At 69.8% G+C, this 18,211-nt stretch carries 19 protein-coding genes; 5 read left to right on the top strand and 14 right to left on the bottom strand.

Annotation, left to right across the window (positions count from 1 at the left end; genetic code table 11):
• Positions 1–4: 4 nt before the first annotated feature.
• Positions 5–493 (top strand): quercetin 2,3-dioxygenase, encoded by a 489-nt coding sequence (locus tag AMK34_RS28270; RefSeq protein ID WP_038519542.1) that lies wholly within the window; start codon positions 5–7, stop codon positions 491–493.
• On the opposite strand, the gene AMK34_RS28265 is transcribed toward AMK34_RS28270, so the two are convergent.
• The 4 genes from AMK34_RS28265 to AMK34_RS28250 are packed head-to-tail and all read right to left on the bottom strand — an operon-like array spanning position 494 to position 2,816.
• A complete protein-coding gene (locus tag AMK34_RS28265) occupies positions 494–1,060 on the bottom strand; it encodes a GNAT family N-acetyltransferase (protein ID WP_073847382.1) in 567 nt (188 codons plus the stop codon).
• A 7-nt stretch (positions 1,061–1,067) separates the two neighbouring features.
• A complete protein-coding gene (locus AMK34_RS28260) occupies positions 1,068–1,649 on the bottom strand; it encodes a hypothetical protein (protein ID WP_073847381.1) in 582 nt (193 codons plus the stop codon).
• On the bottom strand, positions 1,631–2,275 hold the full coding sequence (locus tag AMK34_RS28255; protein ID WP_073847380.1) for a spermidine synthase: 645 nt from the start codon (positions 2,273–2,275) through the stop codon (positions 1,631–1,633). The genes AMK34_RS28260 and AMK34_RS28255 overlap by 19 nt, the downstream gene beginning before the upstream one ends.
• A 22-nt stretch (positions 2,276–2,297) precedes the next feature.
• Complete coding sequence (locus AMK34_RS28250) at positions 2,298–2,816, bottom strand: TrmH family RNA methyltransferase (protein ID WP_228694728.1); 519 nt, start codon at positions 2,814–2,816, stop codon at positions 2,298–2,300.
• A 102-nt stretch (positions 2,817–2,918) separates the two neighbouring features.
• Between AMK34_RS28250 and AMK34_RS28245 the strand changes: the two genes are divergently transcribed.
• The gene (locus tag AMK34_RS28245) at positions 2,919–3,107 is read left to right on the top strand and encodes a DUF1918 domain-containing protein (RefSeq protein ID WP_037332488.1); all 189 of its coding nucleotides are present in this window, start codon (positions 2,919–2,921) and stop codon (positions 3,105–3,107) included.
• Positions 3,108–3,110: 3 nt separating this feature from the next.
• Here the strand turns inward: AMK34_RS28245 and AMK34_RS28240 are convergent, their stop codons facing one another.
• Positions 3,111–4,280 carry an MFS transporter gene (locus tag AMK34_RS28240; protein ID WP_063271933.1) on the bottom strand — a complete coding sequence of 390 codons (1,170 nt, stop codon included), beginning with the start codon at positions 4,278–4,280 and terminating at the stop codon, positions 3,111–3,113.
• A gap of 176 nt (positions 4,281–4,456) precedes the next feature.
• On the opposite strand from AMK34_RS28240, the gene AMK34_RS28235 reads away from it, so the two are divergent.
• Positions 4,457–4,771, top strand: coding sequence for an ArsR/SmtB family transcription factor (locus AMK34_RS28235; protein WP_038519555.1), 315 nt, complete (start codon positions 4,457–4,459; stop codon positions 4,769–4,771).
• A gap of 195 nt (positions 4,772–4,966) precedes the next feature.
• Entirely contained in the window at positions 4,967–6,139 is a 1,173-nt protein-coding gene (locus AMK34_RS28230) for an MFS transporter (RefSeq protein ID WP_038519557.1), read from the top strand.
• A gap of 4 nt (positions 6,140–6,143) precedes the next feature.
• Here AMK34_RS28230 and AMK34_RS28225 read toward each other — a convergent pair whose 3' ends face one another.
• Positions 6,144–6,443: a DUF3017 domain-containing protein gene (locus AMK34_RS28225; RefSeq protein ID WP_034304513.1), complete on the bottom strand. Its 300-nt coding sequence runs from the start codon at positions 6,441–6,443 to the stop codon at positions 6,144–6,146.
• Between the two features lie 118 nt (positions 6,444–6,561).
• On the opposite strand from AMK34_RS28225, the gene AMK34_RS28220 reads away from it, so the two are divergent.
• On the top strand, positions 6,562–9,228 hold the full coding sequence (locus AMK34_RS28220; RefSeq protein ID WP_443111215.1) for a glycohydrolase toxin TNT-related protein: 2,667 nt from the start codon (positions 6,562–6,564) through the stop codon (positions 9,226–9,228).
• 72 nt (positions 9,229–9,300) lie between these two features.
• Here AMK34_RS28220 and AMK34_RS28215 read toward each other — a convergent pair whose 3' ends face one another.
• The 8 genes from AMK34_RS28215 to AMK34_RS28185 all read right to left on the bottom strand — a co-directional run bounded on the left by AMK34_RS28215 (position 9,301) and on the right by AMK34_RS28185 (position 18,082).
• A complete protein-coding gene (locus AMK34_RS28215; protein ID WP_073847378.1) occupies positions 9,301–9,888 on the bottom strand; it encodes a pentapeptide repeat-containing protein in 588 nt (195 codons plus the stop codon).
• Between the two features lie 22 nt (positions 9,889–9,910).
• Positions 9,911–10,981, bottom strand: a complete 1,071-nt coding sequence (locus tag AMK34_RS28210; RefSeq protein ID WP_073847377.1) for a reverse transcriptase family protein — start codon at positions 10,979–10,981, stop codon at positions 9,911–9,913.
• A 139-nt stretch (positions 10,982–11,120) separates the two neighbouring features.
• On the bottom strand, positions 11,121–11,603 hold the full coding sequence (locus AMK34_RS28205) for a VOC family protein (protein WP_038519570.1): 483 nt from the start codon (positions 11,601–11,603) through the stop codon (positions 11,121–11,123).
• Between the two features lie 66 nt (positions 11,604–11,669).
• Entirely contained in the window at positions 11,670–12,179 is a 510-nt protein-coding gene (locus AMK34_RS28200; protein ID WP_073847376.1) for a hemerythrin domain-containing protein, read from the bottom strand.
• 106 nt (positions 12,180–12,285) lie between these two features.
• On the bottom strand, positions 12,286–15,642 hold the full coding sequence (locus AMK34_RS28195; RefSeq protein ID WP_073847375.1) for an error-prone DNA polymerase: 3,357 nt from the start codon (positions 15,640–15,642) through the stop codon (positions 12,286–12,288).
• A gap of 3 nt (positions 15,643–15,645) precedes the next feature.
• Positions 15,646–15,798: a hypothetical protein gene (locus AMK34_RS43280; RefSeq protein ID WP_167551727.1), complete on the bottom strand. Its 153-nt coding sequence runs from the start codon at positions 15,796–15,798 to the stop codon at positions 15,646–15,648.
• A gap of 2 nt (positions 15,799–15,800) precedes the next feature.
• Complete coding sequence (locus AMK34_RS28190) at positions 15,801–17,411, bottom strand: DNA polymerase Y family protein (RefSeq protein WP_241832881.1); 1,611 nt, start codon at positions 17,409–17,411, stop codon at positions 15,801–15,803.
• On the bottom strand, positions 17,408–18,082 hold the full coding sequence (locus AMK34_RS28185) for a hypothetical protein (RefSeq protein WP_198941774.1): 675 nt from the start codon (positions 18,080–18,082) through the stop codon (positions 17,408–17,410). Before AMK34_RS28185 ends, AMK34_RS28190 begins: the two co-directional genes overlap by 4 nt.
• Positions 18,083–18,211: the final 129 nt, after the last annotated feature.

Genomic DNA, 18,211 nt, shown 5'->3' with positions numbered 1-18,211 from the left:
CAGCATGACCGAACCATCCGCGCTCGTTCCCGCCGGCCACGGGCCGACCACCTGGTTCGACGGCAACGTCTACACCGTGAAGGCGAGCGCCGAGAGCACCAACGGCGCCATGTCCGTCCTGGAGTCCTCGATCCTGCCGGGAAGCGGTCCGCCGCTGCACGTCCACACGCAGGAGGACGAGGCGTTCTACGTCCTGTCCGGCCAGCTGAGTTTCACCGTCGGCGACGAGCAGTTCCTCGGCAAGGCGGGGGATTTCGTGCTCGTCCCCCGCGGCGTCCCGCACTGCTTCAAGAACATCAGCGCCCACGTCGCGCACACGATCTTCGTCTACACCCCCGCCGGGTTCGAAAAGTTCTTCCAGGAGGCGGGTGATCCGGCCGTGCCGGGCATGCCGGTCCCGAAGTGGGGGCCCGCGGAGTTCGAACGGGCGGCGGAGATCGCCGCCCGGCACGGCTGGGAGGGGCCGAGGACGGAGCAGGAGGCCGGCCGGTAGCTACTTCTTCGCGGCTCCCGGCCACGGTCCCGGCGTCTCGGCGGGCAGTTCGGCCTGCTCGACCTCGGTGCGGAACAGCCGGAAGCCGCGCGCCTGGTAGTTCTTGAGCGCGGCCGGGCCGTCGGTGGTGCACGTGTGGACCGTGACGCGGCGCGCCGGCGCTTTGCCCGGCCAGCGCTCCGCGAGCGTCCACGCCTCCCACAGCGCGACGGTCAGCAGATGCCCTCCGAGGCCCTTGCCGACGAAGGACGACATCAGGCCGAAGTACGCGAGTTCCACTTCGCCCTCGACAGTGCCGTCGAGCTCGAAGTACCCGCACGGCGTCCCCTGCGCGTACGCCACCCAGGTCTCGACGCCCGGCCTGTCCAGCCACTCGATCCACTGATCCCACGACCAGCCGAGCCGGTCGATCCAGAACCAGTCGCCGCCGACGGCGGTGTAGAGGTAGCGATTCAGCTCCGGGCTGACCAGCTCGGCGCGGGTGACCGTCACCGGGACGGCAGGCGGCTTCGCCGCGCTCAGGTCGTCCGGTGAGGTCTGTTCGAGGTGCCAGGTGGTGATCTCCATGCGGGGATCATTTCAGCCAGACCCGCAGCGGCCCCAGCGCCGTGTAGCCGTCGCGGAGAGCGGCGTCGAGATCTTCGCCGCGTTCGTAGCCGGTGATCGGCAAGCCGGGGAAGCTCGCCGCGACGGCCGAGGTCGCGCCGCGCCAGGCCTCGTCCAGATCGCCTTGAGTGTACAAATTGGACAGTCCGGCGAAGCTGCCGTCACGATTGGCCGTCACACCGGCGACGCCGTTCGACCACACGGCGACGGACGGATCGTCGAACCGGTCGTCGACCCGGGCCCAGCCCGGTTCGAGCGGCACGTCGGCCATCCGCGCGATCCACGTCGCCTCGAAGAGCACCTCGAAACCTTCGCGCGCGAGATCCAGGCAGGCGAAGCTGTCCTTCACCGCGCAGCCCGGTGAGGTGTCGATCCCGTCCAGTACCTCCGCGGCCGTCGCGTCGGGAGCCAGAGTCACCGCGTCGGGATACAGCGGCGGCGTCCGGATCGGCGACTTCCAGACGCGGGTGGTGAAGGTGCCCGTCCGGCAGACCACATCGCACCAGCGGGCGTTGACGCGCGCGGCGTCGGCTACACCCGCGCGAACCACAGCACGTCCGGTTCTCCTTGCGGCACCGGGATCTTCAGCTCCCGAACCTCGCCGAACCGCGCCCGCAGCCGTTTCGCGAACGACGGCACCGACTCGGCACTCCACACCGCGAGCACGCCGCCCGGCCGCAACCGCGCGGTGAGCATGTCGAGACCGGCGTCGGAATACAGCTTCGCGTTGCCGTCGGTGACCGTCCACTCAGGACCGTTGTCGATGTCGAGACACAGCGCGTCGAACCGCTCTTCCGTACGGCGCAACCATTTCACCAGATCGGCCTCGACCACGGTGACCCGTTCGTCGGACAGGGCGTCGTCGTGGACGTCCTTGAGCGGGCCCACGCGGTTCCAGCCGATCACGGCGGGCTCGCGCTCGACGACCACGACCTCGCCGACACCGGGGTGGTCCAGCGCGGCGCGCAGCGAATAGCCGACCCCGAGGCCGCCGATCAGCATCCGCGCCTTGCCCGGCACCAGATCCGCGGCCACCGAGACGAGCAACCGTTCGGATTCACCGTTACGGGTGTCCATCAGGAAGACGCCGTTGGCGATGACCTCGAAATCATCGCCCGCCCTGCGGAGCACCAATTCGCCGCTCTTCCCGGCCACCTTGTCGAGTACGTCGGTCATCCGGGCAGCCTATCGGCGACGGTCACAGCAAGCCCGCCAATTTGTACAGCACCAGACTGCCCGCGACGGCGACGTTGAGGCTCGCGCCGGTGCCCACCATCGGGATTTCGACGACGGTGTCGAGAAGGTCGAGCGCTTCCGGCGGAATCCCCTGCTGCTCATGGCCGAGTACGGCGATCGTCCGCCCCCGCGCGGGCGGGAGATCGGCGAGGCGCACGGCCTCGTCGGCGAGTTCGACGCCGACGATCGCCGTGCCCGCCGCCTTCTCCCGCGTCAGCCAGCCGGGTGGATCGTGCACCCAGTGCACACAAGCCGGACGCCGCAACGTGTTCCCGCGGCGCAGCGCCTCCGGCACCCAGGGAAACCTCGGTACGGCAAGGCAAGCACCCACGGCGTCGCAGGTCCGCAGCAGGGTGCCGAGGTTCGCGCCGTGCAGCGGCCACAGCGGTGCCGCGACGAGATGCCCCCAGCAGGAATGGGATTTCCTTCTTCTGGCCGCACGCAGCTCCGAAGGCGTGCGGACCCGGATCGACGGGCTCACCGGACGTGAGGCGTCGCGCCTCCAAGGATTTCGAGGATCATGCCGACACTGTAGCGGGATCAGTCCGACGCTCCTAACCTTGAAACGTCGGAGGTGGTTCTCATGCAGGCGACCGTCGGAGACGAGATCCACGTGCACGGACGCACGGTGGGCTCGGCCGAACAACGCGGCGAGATCCTCGAGGTACGCGGCGAACACGGTGCCCCGCCGTATCTCGTCCGGTTCGCGGACGGACACGAAGGGCTGGTCTTCCCCGGCCCCGACTGCGAAGTCCAGACGCGCGCCGAGTAGTCGTCACTCGGCCATGGCGGGCTGCTTCACGCGGCTCCGCCAGCCCGCCACGACCACGGCCGCGCCGAGCGCGGTCAGCACCGCCGCGATCTCAGGCAGCAGGAGCGGCCCGCCGCCGCTGAGCACCGCTCCCCCGACCAGGCCGGAGAGGCCGACGCCGAGGTAGATCGCGGACGCGTTGAGCGAGAGCACGAGCCCGGCGTTCTGCTTGGACAGCTCGATCAGCCGGTGCTGGATCGGCGGGTTGACCGACCAGGTGGCCAGCCCCCAGAGGAAGAGGACGACGGCCGCGCCCGCGACGGTGGTCGCCACCAGCGGCAGCATCGCGAGCACCACGGTGATCCCGCCGAACACGATCAGCAGCGGTCCCCTGGCGCCCCAGCGGTCGGTGGCGCGGCCGCCGAGGACGTTGCCGAGCGCGCCGCCCGCGCCGTAGACGAACAGCAGCAGGCTGACCGTCGTGCCGTGGATACCCGCGGTGGCCGACAGGACCGGCGAGATGAAGGTGTAGACGGAGAACGCGGCGAGGCAGCCGAGCACGGTCGCGCCGAGCATGGCGAGCACACGCGGATCCTTGGCGACGGTGAACCGTTCGGCCAGCCGGACCGGGGGCGGCGCCGGGACGGCGGGCAAGACCAGCCGGACGGCGAAGGCGCCGAGGAGCGAGAAGGCCGCGACGAGCGCGAAGACGGCCTGGTAGCCGACGCTCTGCGAAAGGACACTGCCGAGCGGGACGCCCAGGATCGTCGCGACGGTGAGCCCGCCGAAGACGAGCGCGACCGCGCGGCCCCGGCGTTCCGGCGAGGTGAGCTCGGCGGCGACGGCGCTCGCGGCCGGGGTGAAGACCGCGGCGCCGATCGCGGTGACGACCCGCGCTAGCAGCAGGGTCACGTAGCCGGGCGCGAGGGCGGCGAGTGCGTTGCCGATGGCGGTGACGACGAGCGCGGCGACCAGGAGCGTGCGGCGTTCCCAACGGCCGGTGACCGCGGCGAACAGGGGCGAGCCGACCGCGTACGCGATGGCGAAGGCGGTGACCAGCTGGGCGGCGGCCGTCTCGGAGACGGCGAGCTCGCCGGTCAGCGCCGGCAGCAGCCCGGCGACGACGTAGCCGCTGGTCCCGACCGCGAAGGTGCCGAGCGCCAGCACCGCGGTCCTGGGTGGTGCGAAAGTCATGACTCCCCAGCTCCAGACCCCACAGATCGCGTTTAGCCCGCTAAACGCAGGTCGGCGCCGGATCGCGGTTAGCCCGCGAAAGGCGACACGGGGTCGTTGTTCGATGGTTGTCGTAGTTCGATGGTGACCGTACTACGGATACGCGAGAAGTTCGAGGGGCGTCGTACTATGGACGGATGGCCGCGACGCAGCAGTACGTCTATCCCGATCGGGACGAGATCCGGATCGAGGCGGTCCTCGCCGCGCTCGCGGACCCGGTCCGGCTCGACATGGTCCGCCAGCTGGCCGACGCCGGATCCGAGATCTCGTGCAGCGGTTTCGACGTCGCCGTGACCAAGTCCACACTCACCCATCACCTGCGCACCCTGCGCGAAGCGGGCATCATCATGGGCCGCCAGCAGGGCACCGCCCGCTACAACTCGTTGCGCCGCAACGATCTCGACGAGCTCTTCCCGGGACTGCTCCAGGGCGTGCTCGCCGCCCGCCGCTGAGGGTGGTCAGCCTCACCCGAAACCGGGATGACAAACGCCCCCTCGATCCGTTGAACTGGACGCAGGACAGCTCGTCGACGCTGGGGCCGCACGCGCTGTCTTCTTTTGTGTCCGAGACCTAAATCGATTCAGCTCCCCACCCGCGACGCTGGGCGAGTAATCGTTTACTCACGTATGACCCCCGGAAGGAGAGCCGTGCCCGTCGCGCTGCTCGCGCTCGCCATCGGTGCCTTCGGCATCGGGACCACCGAATTCGTCATGATGGGCGTGCTGCCCGAAGCCGCCGCCGACTTCGGCGTGTCGATCCCGTCCGCCGGTTACCTCATCTCCGGCTACGCCCTGGGCGTCGTGGTCGGCGCACCGCTGCTCACCGCCGCCGCCGTCCGGCTGCCACGCAAGACGATGCTGCTGGCGATGATGGGACTGTTCACGCTCGGCAACACCCTCTTCGCGCTTTCGCCGAACCAGGAGTTCGGCGTCGCGTTCCGCTTCCTCGCCGGTCTGCCGCACGGCGCGTTCTTCGGCGCCGGCGCGGTGGTCGCGTCCAGCCTGGCCAAGCCGGGCGAACGCGCGAAGGCCGTCTCGATGATGTTCCTGGGCCTGACCCTCGCCAACGTCGTCGGCGTGCCGCTGGGGACGCTCCTCGGCCAGAAGGTCGGCTGGCGCGCGACCTTCGGCGTCGTCGCCGTGATCGGCCTGATCGCCATGGCCGCGATCGCGAAACTGGTCCCCCACCAGGGCAAACCGGCCGAGCCGTCGCTGCGCGGCGAACTCGGCGCCTTCCGCCGTCCGCAGGTGTGGCTCGCCCTCGCGATCGTCACCTTCGGCCTCGGCGGCGTGTTCGCCTGCCTCTCCTACATCGCGCCGATGCTGACCGACGTCACCGGCTACTCGCCGTCGAACGTCACCCTGCTGCTCTCGCTGGCCGGGGTCGGCATGACGATCGGCAACATCCTCGGCGGCAGGCTCGCCGACAAAGCGCTGATGCCGAGCCTCTACGTCTCGCTGTTCGGCCTGGCCACGGTGCTGGCGATCTTCACCTTCACCGCGAACGGCAAGGTCGGCGCGGCGGTGACGATCTTCTTCGTCGGCCTCGCCGGGTTCATGATCGGCCCGATGATGCAGGCCCGGATCATGGAGAAGGCGGGCGGGACGCCGTCGCTGGTCTCCGCGGCCGTGCAGTCGGCGTTCAACATCGCGAACTCGATCGGCGCCTACCTGGGCGGACTGGTGATCGCGGGCGGCTTCGGCCTGGTCGCGCCGAACTGGGTCGGTGCGTCGCTGGCCGTCCTGGGGCTCTCGCTGGCCGTCGTGTCCGGCGGCATGGACCGCCGCGAAGCACGCCTGGCCCCCGCGATGGCGTCCTGACCTCTTAGGACAGGGGCCCGCCGGTGATCGTGAACGCGATGAAGAGGATCAACACCGACAGCGCGCCGTAGGTCAGGACGTCGACCGGCTTGCCCCTGATCGCCAGCAACCCGGCCTTCGCTTCGGGCAGCACCGCCCGGAGCAGGCCGGCGAGCAGCAACGCGCCGCCGATCAGCGCGGCCCCCTGCCGCCAGTGGTACTGGCCGATCCGCAGGGCGGCGACCGCCACCACCAGCATCACCAGCAGAAACGGCAGGTGATGGAGCAGTGCCCCACGGTCACGCCGCTGTCCGGCCACCGCCATCAGTCCTCGTCCTTCGGGGTCTCGCCGGCAAATCGGTTCACCCCGTCAGTATCCCGGGTGAGTGATCGGGCAGCAGGTCAGGGCGACTTCCGAGGGAGTCAATAGCGGCAAAACCCACATGCGGGGTGCACAGGAGCGCGGATACGGTCAAAATGTGACCGTGGCACAACCGACGACTCAGTTGAACGCGACCGAGCAGGACACCCTGGTCAAACAGATCGGCCTCGCCCTGCTGCGGGCCGCTCCGCGTGATTGGCGGAAGGTGACCGCCGAGTACCGAGCCGTCGGCAGGTACCACGAGATGACCGGCGAGATCATCACCGAGGACGGCACCTCGCACGAGTGGGTCGCGACGCACGACATCGCGACGCTGTTCGGCAGGCTCCGTGCCGGGATGTACCGCGACGGCCGCGGCACCTGGTTCAACGCCCGTTACCAGCTCGACCACCCGTCCAGCTACAACCTCGAATACAACCGCGACGAGCCGCAGTGGCGCCTCGCGCCGCCTCCGCAGGCGCTCTCCGACGAACTGCGCATGTTCCCCCGCTCCGAGGAGAACGTGCCCGAATGGCTGATCCGGCGCATGTCCGGCCTCGGCCCCGAGCAGCCCGGACCGCATTTCCGCATCGCCCGCATCTTCGACACCATCGGCCCGGCCGGGCGTCCGGTGATCAACCGGCCCGACCTGGAGATCGAGGAGCAGGACAGGCTGCTCGAATACCTCGACCACGCGCCGCTGGTGGTCACCGAGCGCGGCTACGACATCGACAGGCTCGCGCAGACTCCCGAGGCCACCGTCCCGGTCGCCTTCCACAGCGACGGCCAGTGGATCTGGCCCGCCGCCGTCAACTTCTACCTGCGCGAGTACGGCGTCTCGCCGGAGCTCGACCTGATCGACCACGTCCGGCAGAACGACTTCACGCTGCCCGAGGTCGACGCCCCGACGCTGCAGGCCGCGGCGGGGTACCTCACCCGGGGGAATCAGCCCCCGCAGCAGCGCCCCGGCCCCGGTGGCCCGGGTGGACCCAACGGCGTGCCCGCGGGCCCGCCTCCGCAGGGCCCGCCGCAGAACGGCCCGGCGCCGTCACAGCAGGCCGGCCCCGGCGCTCCGGGTCAGCCCGGTCCCGGTGGCCCGGGGCCGAACCAGCCCCCCGCTCAGCCGCCCGTCCCGCCGCCGCACCAGCAGGGCCCGGATCCGGCCGTGGCGGCCGCCGCGACCGCGGCACCGGTCGCCGCGGCGGCGGCCGTCCCCTCCGCCGAGTCGGCCGTCCCTGACCAGGCCGAGCAGGCCCAGCGGTACGAGGACGACTACGACACCCAGGACTACCAGGCACAGGACTTCCACGAGGCCGCCGCCGAGCAGCAGTACGAAGAGGGCTACGAAGACCCGTACGCGTCCGAACAGGACACGTACGCGGACGAGGCCCGGCAGGACACCGAGCCCGAGCCGGAACCGCGGATCTCCGACCCGGAGGCGACCACGTACGCGCGGGCTCCGCAGGCCGACGCCTACGAGCAGCCTCCTCACGAGGAGGAGCAGGACGCGTACGCCCGGCAGGAGGAAGAGCAGCCGTACGCGCCTCCGGAGGAGGAGACGACCACCGGCTACACCCCGGTCGAGCAGGCCGACGCCGGTCCTGAGCTGCCTCTCCTGACGCACGACGCGGAGCCGAACGTGGCGCCGCCGCCGTCGGATTCCGAGGTCACGCAGGTCGACGCCCCACCGCAGGAGCGGGGGACCTTTGCTACCACCCCCGTGCCGCAGCCGGAGCCCGAGCCGCGACGCGAGGAAGCGCAGCCGCGCCGAGCCGAGCACCCCGTGCCGGTGCTGAACGAGCTGCAGGCGAGGTTCGACGACCTCGACGTGCCCGAAGACGTCTACCGCATCGGCGCCCCCGCCGAGCACGGCTGGAGCGTCGAGCAGGTCGACGGTGGCGGCTGGCGGGTCGGCTGGTACGACGGGAAGCTGACCAATCCGGCGGTGTTCGGCGACGCCGAGGACGCGGCCGCGTTCATGCTCGGCAAGGTCCTGCTGAACCCGAACGGCGCCCCGCCTCCCGAGGAGCCGCCCGCCGCCGAAGAGCCGCCTGTCGAGGAGCCCGCTCCGGCGCCTCCCGTGCTGGCGACGCTGTCCCCCGAGATCGCGACCGGTTCGCATCCGGTGCCGCCCCGGGAGTCGATCCCGGCGCAGGAACAGACCGCGTTCACGACGGCCGAGGAGCTGCTCGGGGACGATTTGGACGACGAGCCCGCCCCCGCTCCGGTCCCGCCCGCGCCCCCGTCGCGGCCGAACCCGGTGCTGGCGAGCCCGCCGCCCGCGCCGCCGCGGCGTGAGCCGCCGGTGACGCCGCCGCCTCCGCCGCCGATGCGGCGCGAGGAACCGGCCCGTCCGCCGGTCGCGGCGAACGCCGGGGCTCCCGACGCCAAGCAGAACTGGCCGATCTCGCCGCTCAACGGCGAGCCGCCGCTGACGCTGTTCCGCGGCAAGGAGCTGCGTGAGCTGCCCGCCGGTAGCGAACTGGACCGTTTCGGCGGCCCGAACGGCAACCTGACCTACGCGGCCGGGACGCCGTTCGAGGAGCGCTCGCTCGTGCCGGAATGGGTGAACCGGCCGTACCACGTGTACCGCGTGCAGCGTCCGCTCGAAGCCCTCGCCGGTGTCGCGATCCCGTGGTTCAACCAGCCGGGTGGCGGGTCGGCGTACCTGCTGCCCGCGTCCATCGAGGAGTTGCTCGCCGAGGGCGACCTCATCGAGCTGGACCCGGGCGAACCGCCGATCGACTAGCTCCCTCAAGCGCTATGAAAGGTCCTTTCCTCGCAAATTTTGCGAGGAAAGGACCTTTCATTGCACGCGGGGTCAGTGGATGACGAGGCCGTGCGCGGCGGCGTAGGCGATCGCGGTCTCGGTGTCCACGTGGACACCGGAGAGGTTCGCCTGCACCAGCCCGTTGGCGTCGAGCCGCGCGCCGCGCAGGTCCGCGCCCTCGAGTTTCGCGCCCGCCAGCCGGGCACCGGTGAGATCCGCGCCACGCAGATCGGCACCGGTCAGGTCCGCGTCCAGCAGGTTCGCCTCACGCAGTCGCAGGCCACCAAGGTCCACTTTGGACAAACGGGCCTTGCTGAGCGAGACGAGCGAAAGATCGCATTCGGTGAAGGCGATCTTCTGGAATCGGCAGTCCACAAAGGACGATCCGAGCATCGAGCAGGAGCTCCACCGCGTGCCGGCAAGTACGGTGCGGTCGAAGGTGCACGAGCGGAACGCCGATGCCTCGTGGCGCGAGCCGTCGAAGTCCGTCTTGGTGAAGTCGCACTGGTCGAAGGTGCAGCCTTGGGTGCGCAGCCCGCGCAGGTCGGCTTCGGTGAAATCACAGCCGACGAAACTGCGTTTTTCCCACCATTGCTGGGAAAGGACGGCTTCTCGGTAGTCCTCGGCAGTCTCGATCACCCGTCCAGGATCGCATACCCGCTCAACCCCAGGTGATCCTGCCGAACATCGCGCGCAGCTTCGCCGCCCGTGCCTGCGAAGACGCCGCGATCCAGCCGATCCGGCCGAGCAGATGGGCACGGAAGTCCGGATGCCCGCCCCGGTTCTGCGCTTCCGGGCCGGTTCGGACGCAGTTGTGGAGCAGGGCACGCAGTGCGTCGTAGTCGGCACGCGTCGCGGCGGGCGCGCTGTTGACCACCAGGCCCGCGACCCGTTGCCGCTGGTGCGCGCCGGCGATCGACGTCTTGTCGTCCCGGAGCCGGAAGCCCTCGTCGGTCACGATCCGCCGGACACCGGGCAGCAACCGGTGCAGTGGCAGGGAATCCCCGGAGAACGCCAGATCGTCGGCGTACCGCGTGTACGTCGCGCCCAGCACGCGTGCGAGCCCGTCGAGCCGGCGGTCCAGATGATGCGTGACCGCGTTCGCGACCGAGGGCGAGGACGGCGCGCCCTGCGGCAGATGCGTGGCCGCCAGGTTGCTCAACAGCCGCGTTCGCGCCGGGTCCCGCCGTCCGCCGGGCACGGTGGCGAGGACATCGGGCGGAACGGCCGTGGTGAGCACGCCCGCCAGCGCCTCCGCCACCGCGGGCGGGTAGCCGGCGAGGGCGAGCAACGCCGAGATCCGGCGCGCGGACACCGCCGGGAAGAACCCTTCGAGGTCCATCCTGACCACGGTCTCCCGGCCTGCGTGCGGCGCGGCGCACGACAGCGGCGAACGCCCGCGCCGGAACCCGTACGCGGCCTCGTGCACCGGCAGCGCGTCGACGACGTGCCGCACGATCCGGCGCTGTAGTTCGGGGAGCCGCGGTTTCGGCCGCTCGATGAGCCGCACGCCGCCCGAAGCGGTCGGGATCCACCGGTAGGTGTAGTGCCGGACCGGCTCGGCGGCGCGCCTGTTCCAGCCCTTCGCGTCGGCGAACCACGAGAGTTCGCCGGGCGTCAGGTCGAGCGCGGCGGCGCACTCGTCGACGGTCGTCCAGCGAGCCACCTGGAACCGCCAAACCGGCGGCAGGGGTTCGAGGAGCGACGCGGAGGTGACTCTTTCTCCTGTCATCCGCGCGGACTCGCACGCGGAGCATGCCGCGCTCGCGCGGGGCGCCTTGTTTCGCTGACTTCGTACTCCCCGGGGTTGCCCCGGAGTGGGTGGCGATCCACCGGCTCACCTCCGCGTCGCTGTCACCACCCTACCGATTTCAGCGGCTGGGGATGATCTTCGAGCCGGAGACGTACCGCATGGCCTCGATGAACTTCGGATCGTTCATCCGTCGCTCCATCTCCGGGTAGTCGAGATCGACCAGCCGGGTCTGGATCCACCACAGGTTGCCGAACGGGTCCCGGACCCGGCCGACACGGTCGCCGAAGAAGAGTTCGGTCTGCCTCGTCACTTCTTCGGCGCCCGCCTCGACCGCCCGGCGCTGCGTCTCCACGCTGTCCTCGACGTAGAGCCTCAGGTAAGCCGGAGTGTCGACCCAGTCGTCCTTCGCGTCGAACAACATGACGACCGAGTCGCCGATCCGGACCTCCGCGTGCCCGATCTTCCCGCCCTCGACGTACACCGGTTCACCGATCGGCTCGGCGTCGAAGACGCGCTTGAGGAAGTCGATCACGCCCGCGGTGTCACGCGAGATGATCCACGGGGTGACCGAGTGGTAGCCGTCGGGAATCGGGTTGCTCATCGGAGTTCTCCTCGTCGTCGTAAGCGATGAGAAGAACGCTAGAACCCGTATAGGACAGATCGTGTCCTAATGCGCCTTCAGCAGGAAAGGCGGCTGCGACTCCTGCCACTCCGGCATGTCCAGCGAGTTGAGCACCTCGACGATCCGCTTCTCTTCGTAGCGGAAATGCGTCTCCATGATCGCCGTGAGGCCGTCCAGTTCCCGTTGGACGTCAAGGATCTCGTCCTGACTCGACCCGGGGCCGACCCCGGCGACCAGCTCTTCGAGCCGTTCGATGATCCCGGTCATCACCCCGTGGTCGTGCGCGAGCTCTTCGAGCGAAGGGCGCAATTCGGGGAATTTGTCCGCCAGCACAAGGAAAGCGCCACCGTCCTCGCCGGTGTGATGCCTCGTGAGTGCCGAGCAGAAGGTGAGGCAATGCGCCCTGAGATCGCGTAACCGCTCGGCACGCCCCTCAGCGACCGACCCGAGGTCGTCGTGCAGCAAGGCCAGCTCTTTACGCAGCCAGTTGTGAACCTGAACGAGTTGATTTCCGAACGCCGTCAACCGGCCGTTCGTCCGAGAAGGGGTTTCCATGATTTCCCATGGTCCGGCGCCTCCATGCCCGCGACGGTCTCTTTGCCGGGTGCACTGCGACGCTGGCGCAACTTCAGCACACCCCCCGAGTGATCGTCAAGAGGGTTCAGCGGAAGTCACGGGACTTGGCGGTGATCCGCAACGGCAGATGCCGGATCTGTTCGGCGAGGACGTTCACCACCTCACCGGTGCGCTCGACCACGCCTCGGATCAGCAGCGCGGGACTGCCGCGGGCGACCCGGTGATAGCGCTGCCACACGCCCATCGTGCAGATGACGTTGATCATCCCCGTTTCGTCTTCGAGGTTCATGAAGGTGACACCGCCCGCGGTCGCCGGCCGCTGGCGATGGGTCACGGCGCCCCCGGTCAGCACCTCGGCGCCGTGCGGGATCTCGCGCAGGCCCGCCGCGGTGACGACACCGAGTTCGTCGAGGTGTTCCCGGATGAACTGGGTCGGGAAGCTGTCCGGTGACACCCCGGTGGCCCAGACGTCCGCGGCCGCGATGTCGATTTCGTCCATCCCCGGCAGCATCGGCGCTTTGGCCCCGGTGATCAGCCCCGGCAGCTTCTCCAGGCTTTCGTCGGCGACCGCGCCCGCCGCCCAGAGCGCGCTCCGCCTGCTCTCGCCGAAACAACCGAACGCTCCGGCCGCGGCCAGCGCCTCGACCTGCGGTTTGGTCAGCCGTACCCGCCGGGCGACCTCCGCCAGATCCGCGAACTGGCCGTCGCGGTCCCGCTCCTCGACGATCTTCCGCGCCAGATTCTCGCCGATCATCCGCACGGTGGACAGACCGCCGCGTACGGCGAGCAGTTCTCCCCCGTCCGGCAAGGGTTCCAGCGTCGCGTGCGGAAGGCTCGCGTTGATGTCCGGGCCGAGCACCCGCACTCCGTGCCGCCGCGCGTCGGCGACCAGCGACTGCGGTGAGTAGAACCCCATCGGTTGCGCACGCAGCAACCCCGCCAGGAACGCGTCCGGGTGGTAGTACTTGAAGTACGAACTCGCGAACACCAGCAGGGCGAAACTCAGCGCGTGGCTCTCCGGGAAGCCGAAATTCGCGAAAGCCTTGAGCTTGCCGAAGATCTTCTCCGCCAGCTCCCCGTCGACGTCGTTCCTCGCGGCACCTTCGAGAAAACGTCGTTTGAGCCTTTCCATCCGGTGTTCGGAACGTTTGGCACCCATGGCGTGGCGCAGCTGATCCGCCTCCGCCGGGGTGAAATCGGCGATATCGAGGGCGATCTGCATCATCTGTTCCTGGAACAACGGGACGCCGAGCGTCTTCCCCAGCGCGTTGGCCAGCTTCGGATGGTCGAAATCCCATTTCTCCTGGCCGTTCTTGCGCCGGATGTAGGGATGCACCGAACCACCCTGGATCGGGCCGGGCCGGATGAGCGCGACCTCGACCGCCAGATCGTAGAACTTCTTGGGGCGCAAGCGGGGCAGCGTGGCCAGCTGCGCGCGGCTCTCCACCTGGAAGACGCCGATCGCGTCGGCACGGCAGAGCATTTCGTAGATGTTCTGATCCTTGAGATCCAATTCGGAGATGTCGACCTCTTCCCCTTTGTGGTCACGAACCAGATCGATCATATAGTGCAGGGCCGACAACATTCCGAGCCCGAGCAGGTCGAATTTGACCAGTCCGGCGGCGGCGCAGTCGTCCTTCTCCCACTGCACGACACTGCGATTCTCCATACGGGCCCATTCGATCGGGACCACCTCGCTCACCGGCTGTTCGCAGATCACCATGCCGCCGGAATGGATGCCCAGATGCCGGGGGAAGTCTTCGAGCGCGCAAGCCAGCTCCACGACCTCTTCCGGGATGTCGTGATCGTGGTCCTTCTCCGTGGCCCGCAACGCACCCCAGCGGTCGATCTGCTTGCTCCACGCATCCTGCTGGCCGGGCGAGTACCCCAGCGCCCGCGCCGCGTCCCGGACCGCGGACCGCGCCCGGTAGGTGATCACGTTCGCCACCTGCGCGGTGTTCAGCCGCCCGTATTTCCGGTAGACGTACTGGATCGCCTCCTCGCGGCGATCGGATTCGATGTCGAGGTCGATGTCCGGGTAGCCGTCGCGTTCCGGGGCGAGGAACCGTTCGAAGAGCAGGCCGTAGCGCACGGCGTCGACCTTGGTGATGCCGAGCGCGTAACAGACCGCCGAGTTCGCGGCCGATCCCCGGCCCTGACAGAGGATGTCGCTCTCCCGGCAGAACCGCACGATGTCCCAGACGATCAGGAAGTAGCCGGGGAAACCCAGTTCTTCGATGATGTCCAGTTCGTGCTCGATCAGCTTCCGGGCCTTCTCGCGGTACTCGGCGTCTTTGTTCTTCTCGTGCTCCTTCGCGCCCTCGTAAGTGAGTTCCCGGAGGTAGGACGCTTCGGTGTGTCCCTCCGGTACCTCGAACGGCGGCAGCTTCGGTTCGATGTGGTGGAGTTCGAACGCACACTCCCGCCCGAGCAGCGCCGCCCGCTGCACCGCGCCCGGATACCGCGCGAAGATCTCGGCCATCTCCTCCCCCGACCGCAGGAACGCCGTCCCCGCGGCGGGCAGCCAGCCCTCCATGTCCTCCAGCCCCCGCCGGGCGCGAATGGCACTGAGCGCGTCGGCGAGTGGCGCCCGCTCCGGCCGGGCGTAGTGCGCGGCCGTGGTCGCCACCGTCGGCAGGCCGAACTCGTCGGCCATCTCGCTCAGCAGGTCGTTGTGCGTGCTGTCCAAGGGAAGGCTGTGGTCGATGAGTTCGACATAGACGTTTTCCCGGCCGAAGCAGTCGATGAGTTCCTTCAACCGCACGACGGCCGCAGCAGGGCCTTCGGTGACGAGTGCCTTGCGCACCGCGCCCTTGCGGCAGCCGGTGAGCACGACGCACTTCCCGCGCACCTCTTCGGCGACCGCGCGCAGATCGTAGACCGGCCTGCCCTTCTCCGCCCTTTCCTTGGGGGACAACGACCGCCGGTCGAAGCCGTGCAGCTGACCGGCGGTGATCGCCCGGTTCAGGCTCAGATAACCGTCCTTTTGCTTGGCCAGCAGGAGCAGATGCTCGCCCTCGGGATCGGCGAACCCGTTCTGCGGGCCGGACAACCCGAAACTGAGCTCCGTGCCGAAAACGGTGTGCACGCCCAGTTCCCTCGCCGCTTCGGCGAAACGCACCACGCCGTACATGCCGTCGTGATCGGTGAGCGCGATCGCGTCCAGGCCCAGCCGCGCGGCTTCCTCCACCAGTTCCTCGGGATGGCTCGCGCCGTCGAGGAAGCTGAAGTTCGAATGGCAGTGCAGTTCGGCGTACGGCACCCGGCGCGCGGTGGCGCCGTCGTCGTCACCGATCAGCCCGGCCAGATCCGCGGGCCGCTGGTAGCCCTGCCGCTTGGCGCTCCACGCGGGGCTGTCACCGCCGTCGCCGGGCGGTGACACCTCGCCCGCGAGCTCGCGGGCGAGGTCCTTCCACGGCCGCGGAGGATTGTTCCAGCCCATCGGTCACCGGTTCTCGGTCGAGCTTCTCGGCGCGGGGACGAACACTTCCGCGCGCGGAACGCACGCCGCCCAGGCCGTTTCCAGTTCCGCACGTTGCACCGGGATGGCCGGCTCCTCCAGCCATCGCCGCACCAGCCGCGTGTACTCCTCGTCCATGTTCAGTCGTACTTCCCTTCCAGTGTCCACATCGGATTCTTGTGATGCTCGAAGCGGAGCAACACCGCTTCCTCGGCGTCCTGCCCGTCGGCCAGCAGCACCTGCAACCGCATCCGCGTCCCCGACCGGGCATGGCCCGCGCCGGCCCGGACACCGACGAACCACGGCCCCGCCCAAGCGAGAACCTCGCGCGGCTCACCGCCCTCGAAGCTCACGAAACACGGCGCGGCGGTGACCCGGCGCCGCGCGGTGATCTCCACGACGCGCCCGCTTTCGTCCAGCACCTGGGCGGGCACCGGCCGGACGAACACCGTCGCCGGGGAAGGCGACGGGAGCCTCCCGGCCCAGTTCGCGTCCGCCTGCGCCGTCTTCTCCCGCCTGTCACCCCACGGAACCAGCCGGGCCCGCTCGGCGGGGCCGTGGCCGCCGTCGAGCACCGCGGTGAAGACGCTCTCCGGGCCTAGCAATCCCTGCACCCGCACCAGGGCGCGACCGGCGCGCTCGCCGGACAGGTCCTCGTCCTCGGTGGACGGCCGCAGCACCCCCGCCGCACCCGCCTGCCACAACCCGAGCTGCAGCGACCGGCCTTCGACCGTCTCCTCCGGCTCCAGCCGCAGCCGTACGACCCCGGAATGGGGGCGATCTTTGGCTTTCAGCCAGCCTTCGAACTGCCAGCGCACCCTGTCCGCGACGCCGAGCGGCGTCAGCGGTTCGGCGCAACGCCACACCCGGCCGAGCTGCTCGCCGGTCTCGGTGGTGGCGTAGATGCCGAGCCGGGTGCAGGCCAGCCCGTACGCGGCGAGCCCGGCATGGAAGCGTTCGCCGAGCCCTTTCGCCACGAACGCGGCGGCGTCGACCCGGTCGATCGGCGGATCGAACGCCTTCGCGAGCGAGAGTTCCGGTGGCGGACGGCGGCGCGACGGCGGACGTTCGGACCGTCCTCGTGCCAACCGATGCGCGAGCACCCCCTCCATTCCGAACCTCGCGGAGACATCACTTTCACCGAGCGCCGCGAAGGCACCCAGCGTCTGCAGACCGAGCTGCTTGAGCAAGGTGACCAGCTCGGCGCGGCCCGCCTCGGGCTGGTCGAGTTCGCGGATGGGCAGCGGGGCCAGGAATTCCGCCGTCCCACCGGGTTCGACCAGCGTCGAACGGCGGGCGGCGAGCGTCGCGGCGAACAGGCCGTCGGCCACGCCGACCTGGCTCTCCACTCCCGCCGCCACCGACACCTCGTCCACCAGTCTTTCGAGGAGGCCGTGCTCACCGCCGAAGTAACCGGCCGCGCCGTCGACCGGGACGGCGACGATCCCCGGGCGGACCACCTCGACCCCGACGGCCAGCTCTTCCACCGCCCGTGCGACGGATTCGAAGAGCCGGGCGTCGCGACCTTCGTCCTCCCCGAAGACCGCCAGTTCCGGACAACAGGACTGAGCCTCGCGCCGCCGCATCCCGCGGCGGACGCCATATCCCCTGGCCACCGCGGTGCAGGCGACCACGCGGTTCGCCGAGAAGACCGCGGCCGGGCGGCCGACGGGTTCGCCCGCGACGGCCGCGGCGGCGACCGCGGGCCAGTCCGGGCACCACAGGACGAGCATGCGCACCGGCGGGTTCATGCCGTGCCCCACTTGGTCGTGGGGAACTCGGCCCGCTCGACCTCACCCTCGCCGGGAAAGCGCAGCAAGGCCGACATCGGCCGGGCGGCCGCACCCCGGCCGCCCGCCCGCACTTCCACCTCACGAGCGCGCAGATAACCCGCACCGCCGCCGGTGAAACCCGTCCAGCGCGAACGACGACAGCTCAGCTCGACTTCCGCACCGGGCCAGGAACCCAGCGAAAGCAGCACCGAACCACGGTTGCGCGCGCGGGCGGACAGCCTTCTCGCCACGTCGGGCCGGGCGAGCCCCGGGCCGACGACCACGAGATCGAAACCGTCCAGCAAGGCCGCGGTCACCGCCGGGAACTCGGCACCGGGACGGGGGACCAGCGCCAGCCTGCCCACCTCGACCCCGAGTTCCGCGGCGGCGACCACCCCGAGCGTGGGCAGGCCGACCGCGACCGCCCACGCACCGCCGGCGGTCGCGGCGGCCAGCAGGGTGAGCATCAGTGACGTGGACCCCAGCACCGAAACGGTGCTCCCGCGCCGGAGCCCCGCGGCGGGCAGCAGACCGGACAACGCCGGGGACACCGGGAGCACCCTTCCCGTCGTCCTCGCGTGTTCGGCCGCGGAAGCCACGCCACTGGCCGTGCTCACTCCTGGCAAAGCCGCCAGCCTCGCCAACGGCAAGGCCCGTGCCTCGACCACCTCCGCTGTCACCGGACCTCGCCTCCCCACGACACCTAGACCGTCCTTTGTGGACGGCACCGGCGTGCCACGGGGAAGGCGGCACTTCGAACGCTTGTTCGATGACTCCAG

The organism is Amycolatopsis sp. CB00013, assembly GCF_001905755.1.
In the GTDB taxonomy this organism is placed as follows: domain Bacteria; phylum Actinomycetota; class Actinomycetes; order Mycobacteriales; family Pseudonocardiaceae; genus Amycolatopsis; species Amycolatopsis japonica.
This window is presented reverse-complemented; position numbering and strand designations above follow the sequence as displayed.

Coding starts and splice junctions, on each gene's coding strand:
- AMK34_RS28270 (WP_038519542.1), top strand. CDS start 5: ATGACCGAACCATCCGCGCTCGTTCCCGCCGGCCACGGGCCGACCACC.
- AMK34_RS28265 (WP_073847382.1), bottom strand. CDS start 1,060: ATGGAGATCACCACCTGGCACCTCGAACAGACCTCACCGGACGACCTG.
- AMK34_RS28255 (WP_073847380.1), bottom strand. CDS start 2,275: ATGACCGACGTACTCGACAAGGTGGCCGGGAAGAGCGGCGAATTGGTG.
- AMK34_RS28245 (WP_037332488.1), top strand. CDS start 2,919: ATGCAGGCGACCGTCGGAGACGAGATCCACGTGCACGGACGCACGGTG.
- AMK34_RS28240 (WP_063271933.1), bottom strand. CDS start 4,280: ATGACTTTCGCACCACCCAGGACCGCGGTGCTGGCGCTCGGCACCTTC.
- AMK34_RS28235 (WP_038519555.1), top strand. CDS start 4,457: ATGGCCGCGACGCAGCAGTACGTCTATCCCGATCGGGACGAGATCCGG.
- AMK34_RS28225 (WP_034304513.1), bottom strand. CDS start 6,443: ATGGCGGTGGCCGGACAGCGGCGTGACCGTGGGGCACTGCTCCATCAC.
- AMK34_RS28220 (WP_443111215.1), top strand. CDS start 6,562: ATGCGGGGTGCACAGGAGCGCGGATACGGTCAAAATGTGACCGTGGCA.
- AMK34_RS28210 (WP_073847377.1), bottom strand. CDS start 10,981: ATGACAGGAGAAAGAGTCACCTCCGCGTCGCTCCTCGAACCCCTGCCG.
- AMK34_RS28205 (WP_038519570.1), bottom strand. CDS start 11,603: ATGAGCAACCCGATTCCCGACGGCTACCACTCGGTCACCCCGTGGATC.
- AMK34_RS28200 (WP_073847376.1), bottom strand. CDS start 12,179: ATGGAAACCCCTTCTCGGACGAACGGCCGGTTGACGGCGTTCGGAAAT.
- AMK34_RS28195 (WP_073847375.1), bottom strand. CDS start 15,642: ATGGGCTGGAACAATCCTCCGCGGCCGTGGAAGGACCTCGCCCGCGAG.
- AMK34_RS43280 (WP_167551727.1), bottom strand. CDS start 15,798: ATGGACGAGGAGTACACGCGGCTGGTGCGGCGATGGCTGGAGGAGCCG.
- AMK34_RS28190 (WP_241832881.1), bottom strand. CDS start 17,411: ATGAACCCGCCGGTGCGCATGCTCGTCCTGTGGTGCCCGGACTGGCCC.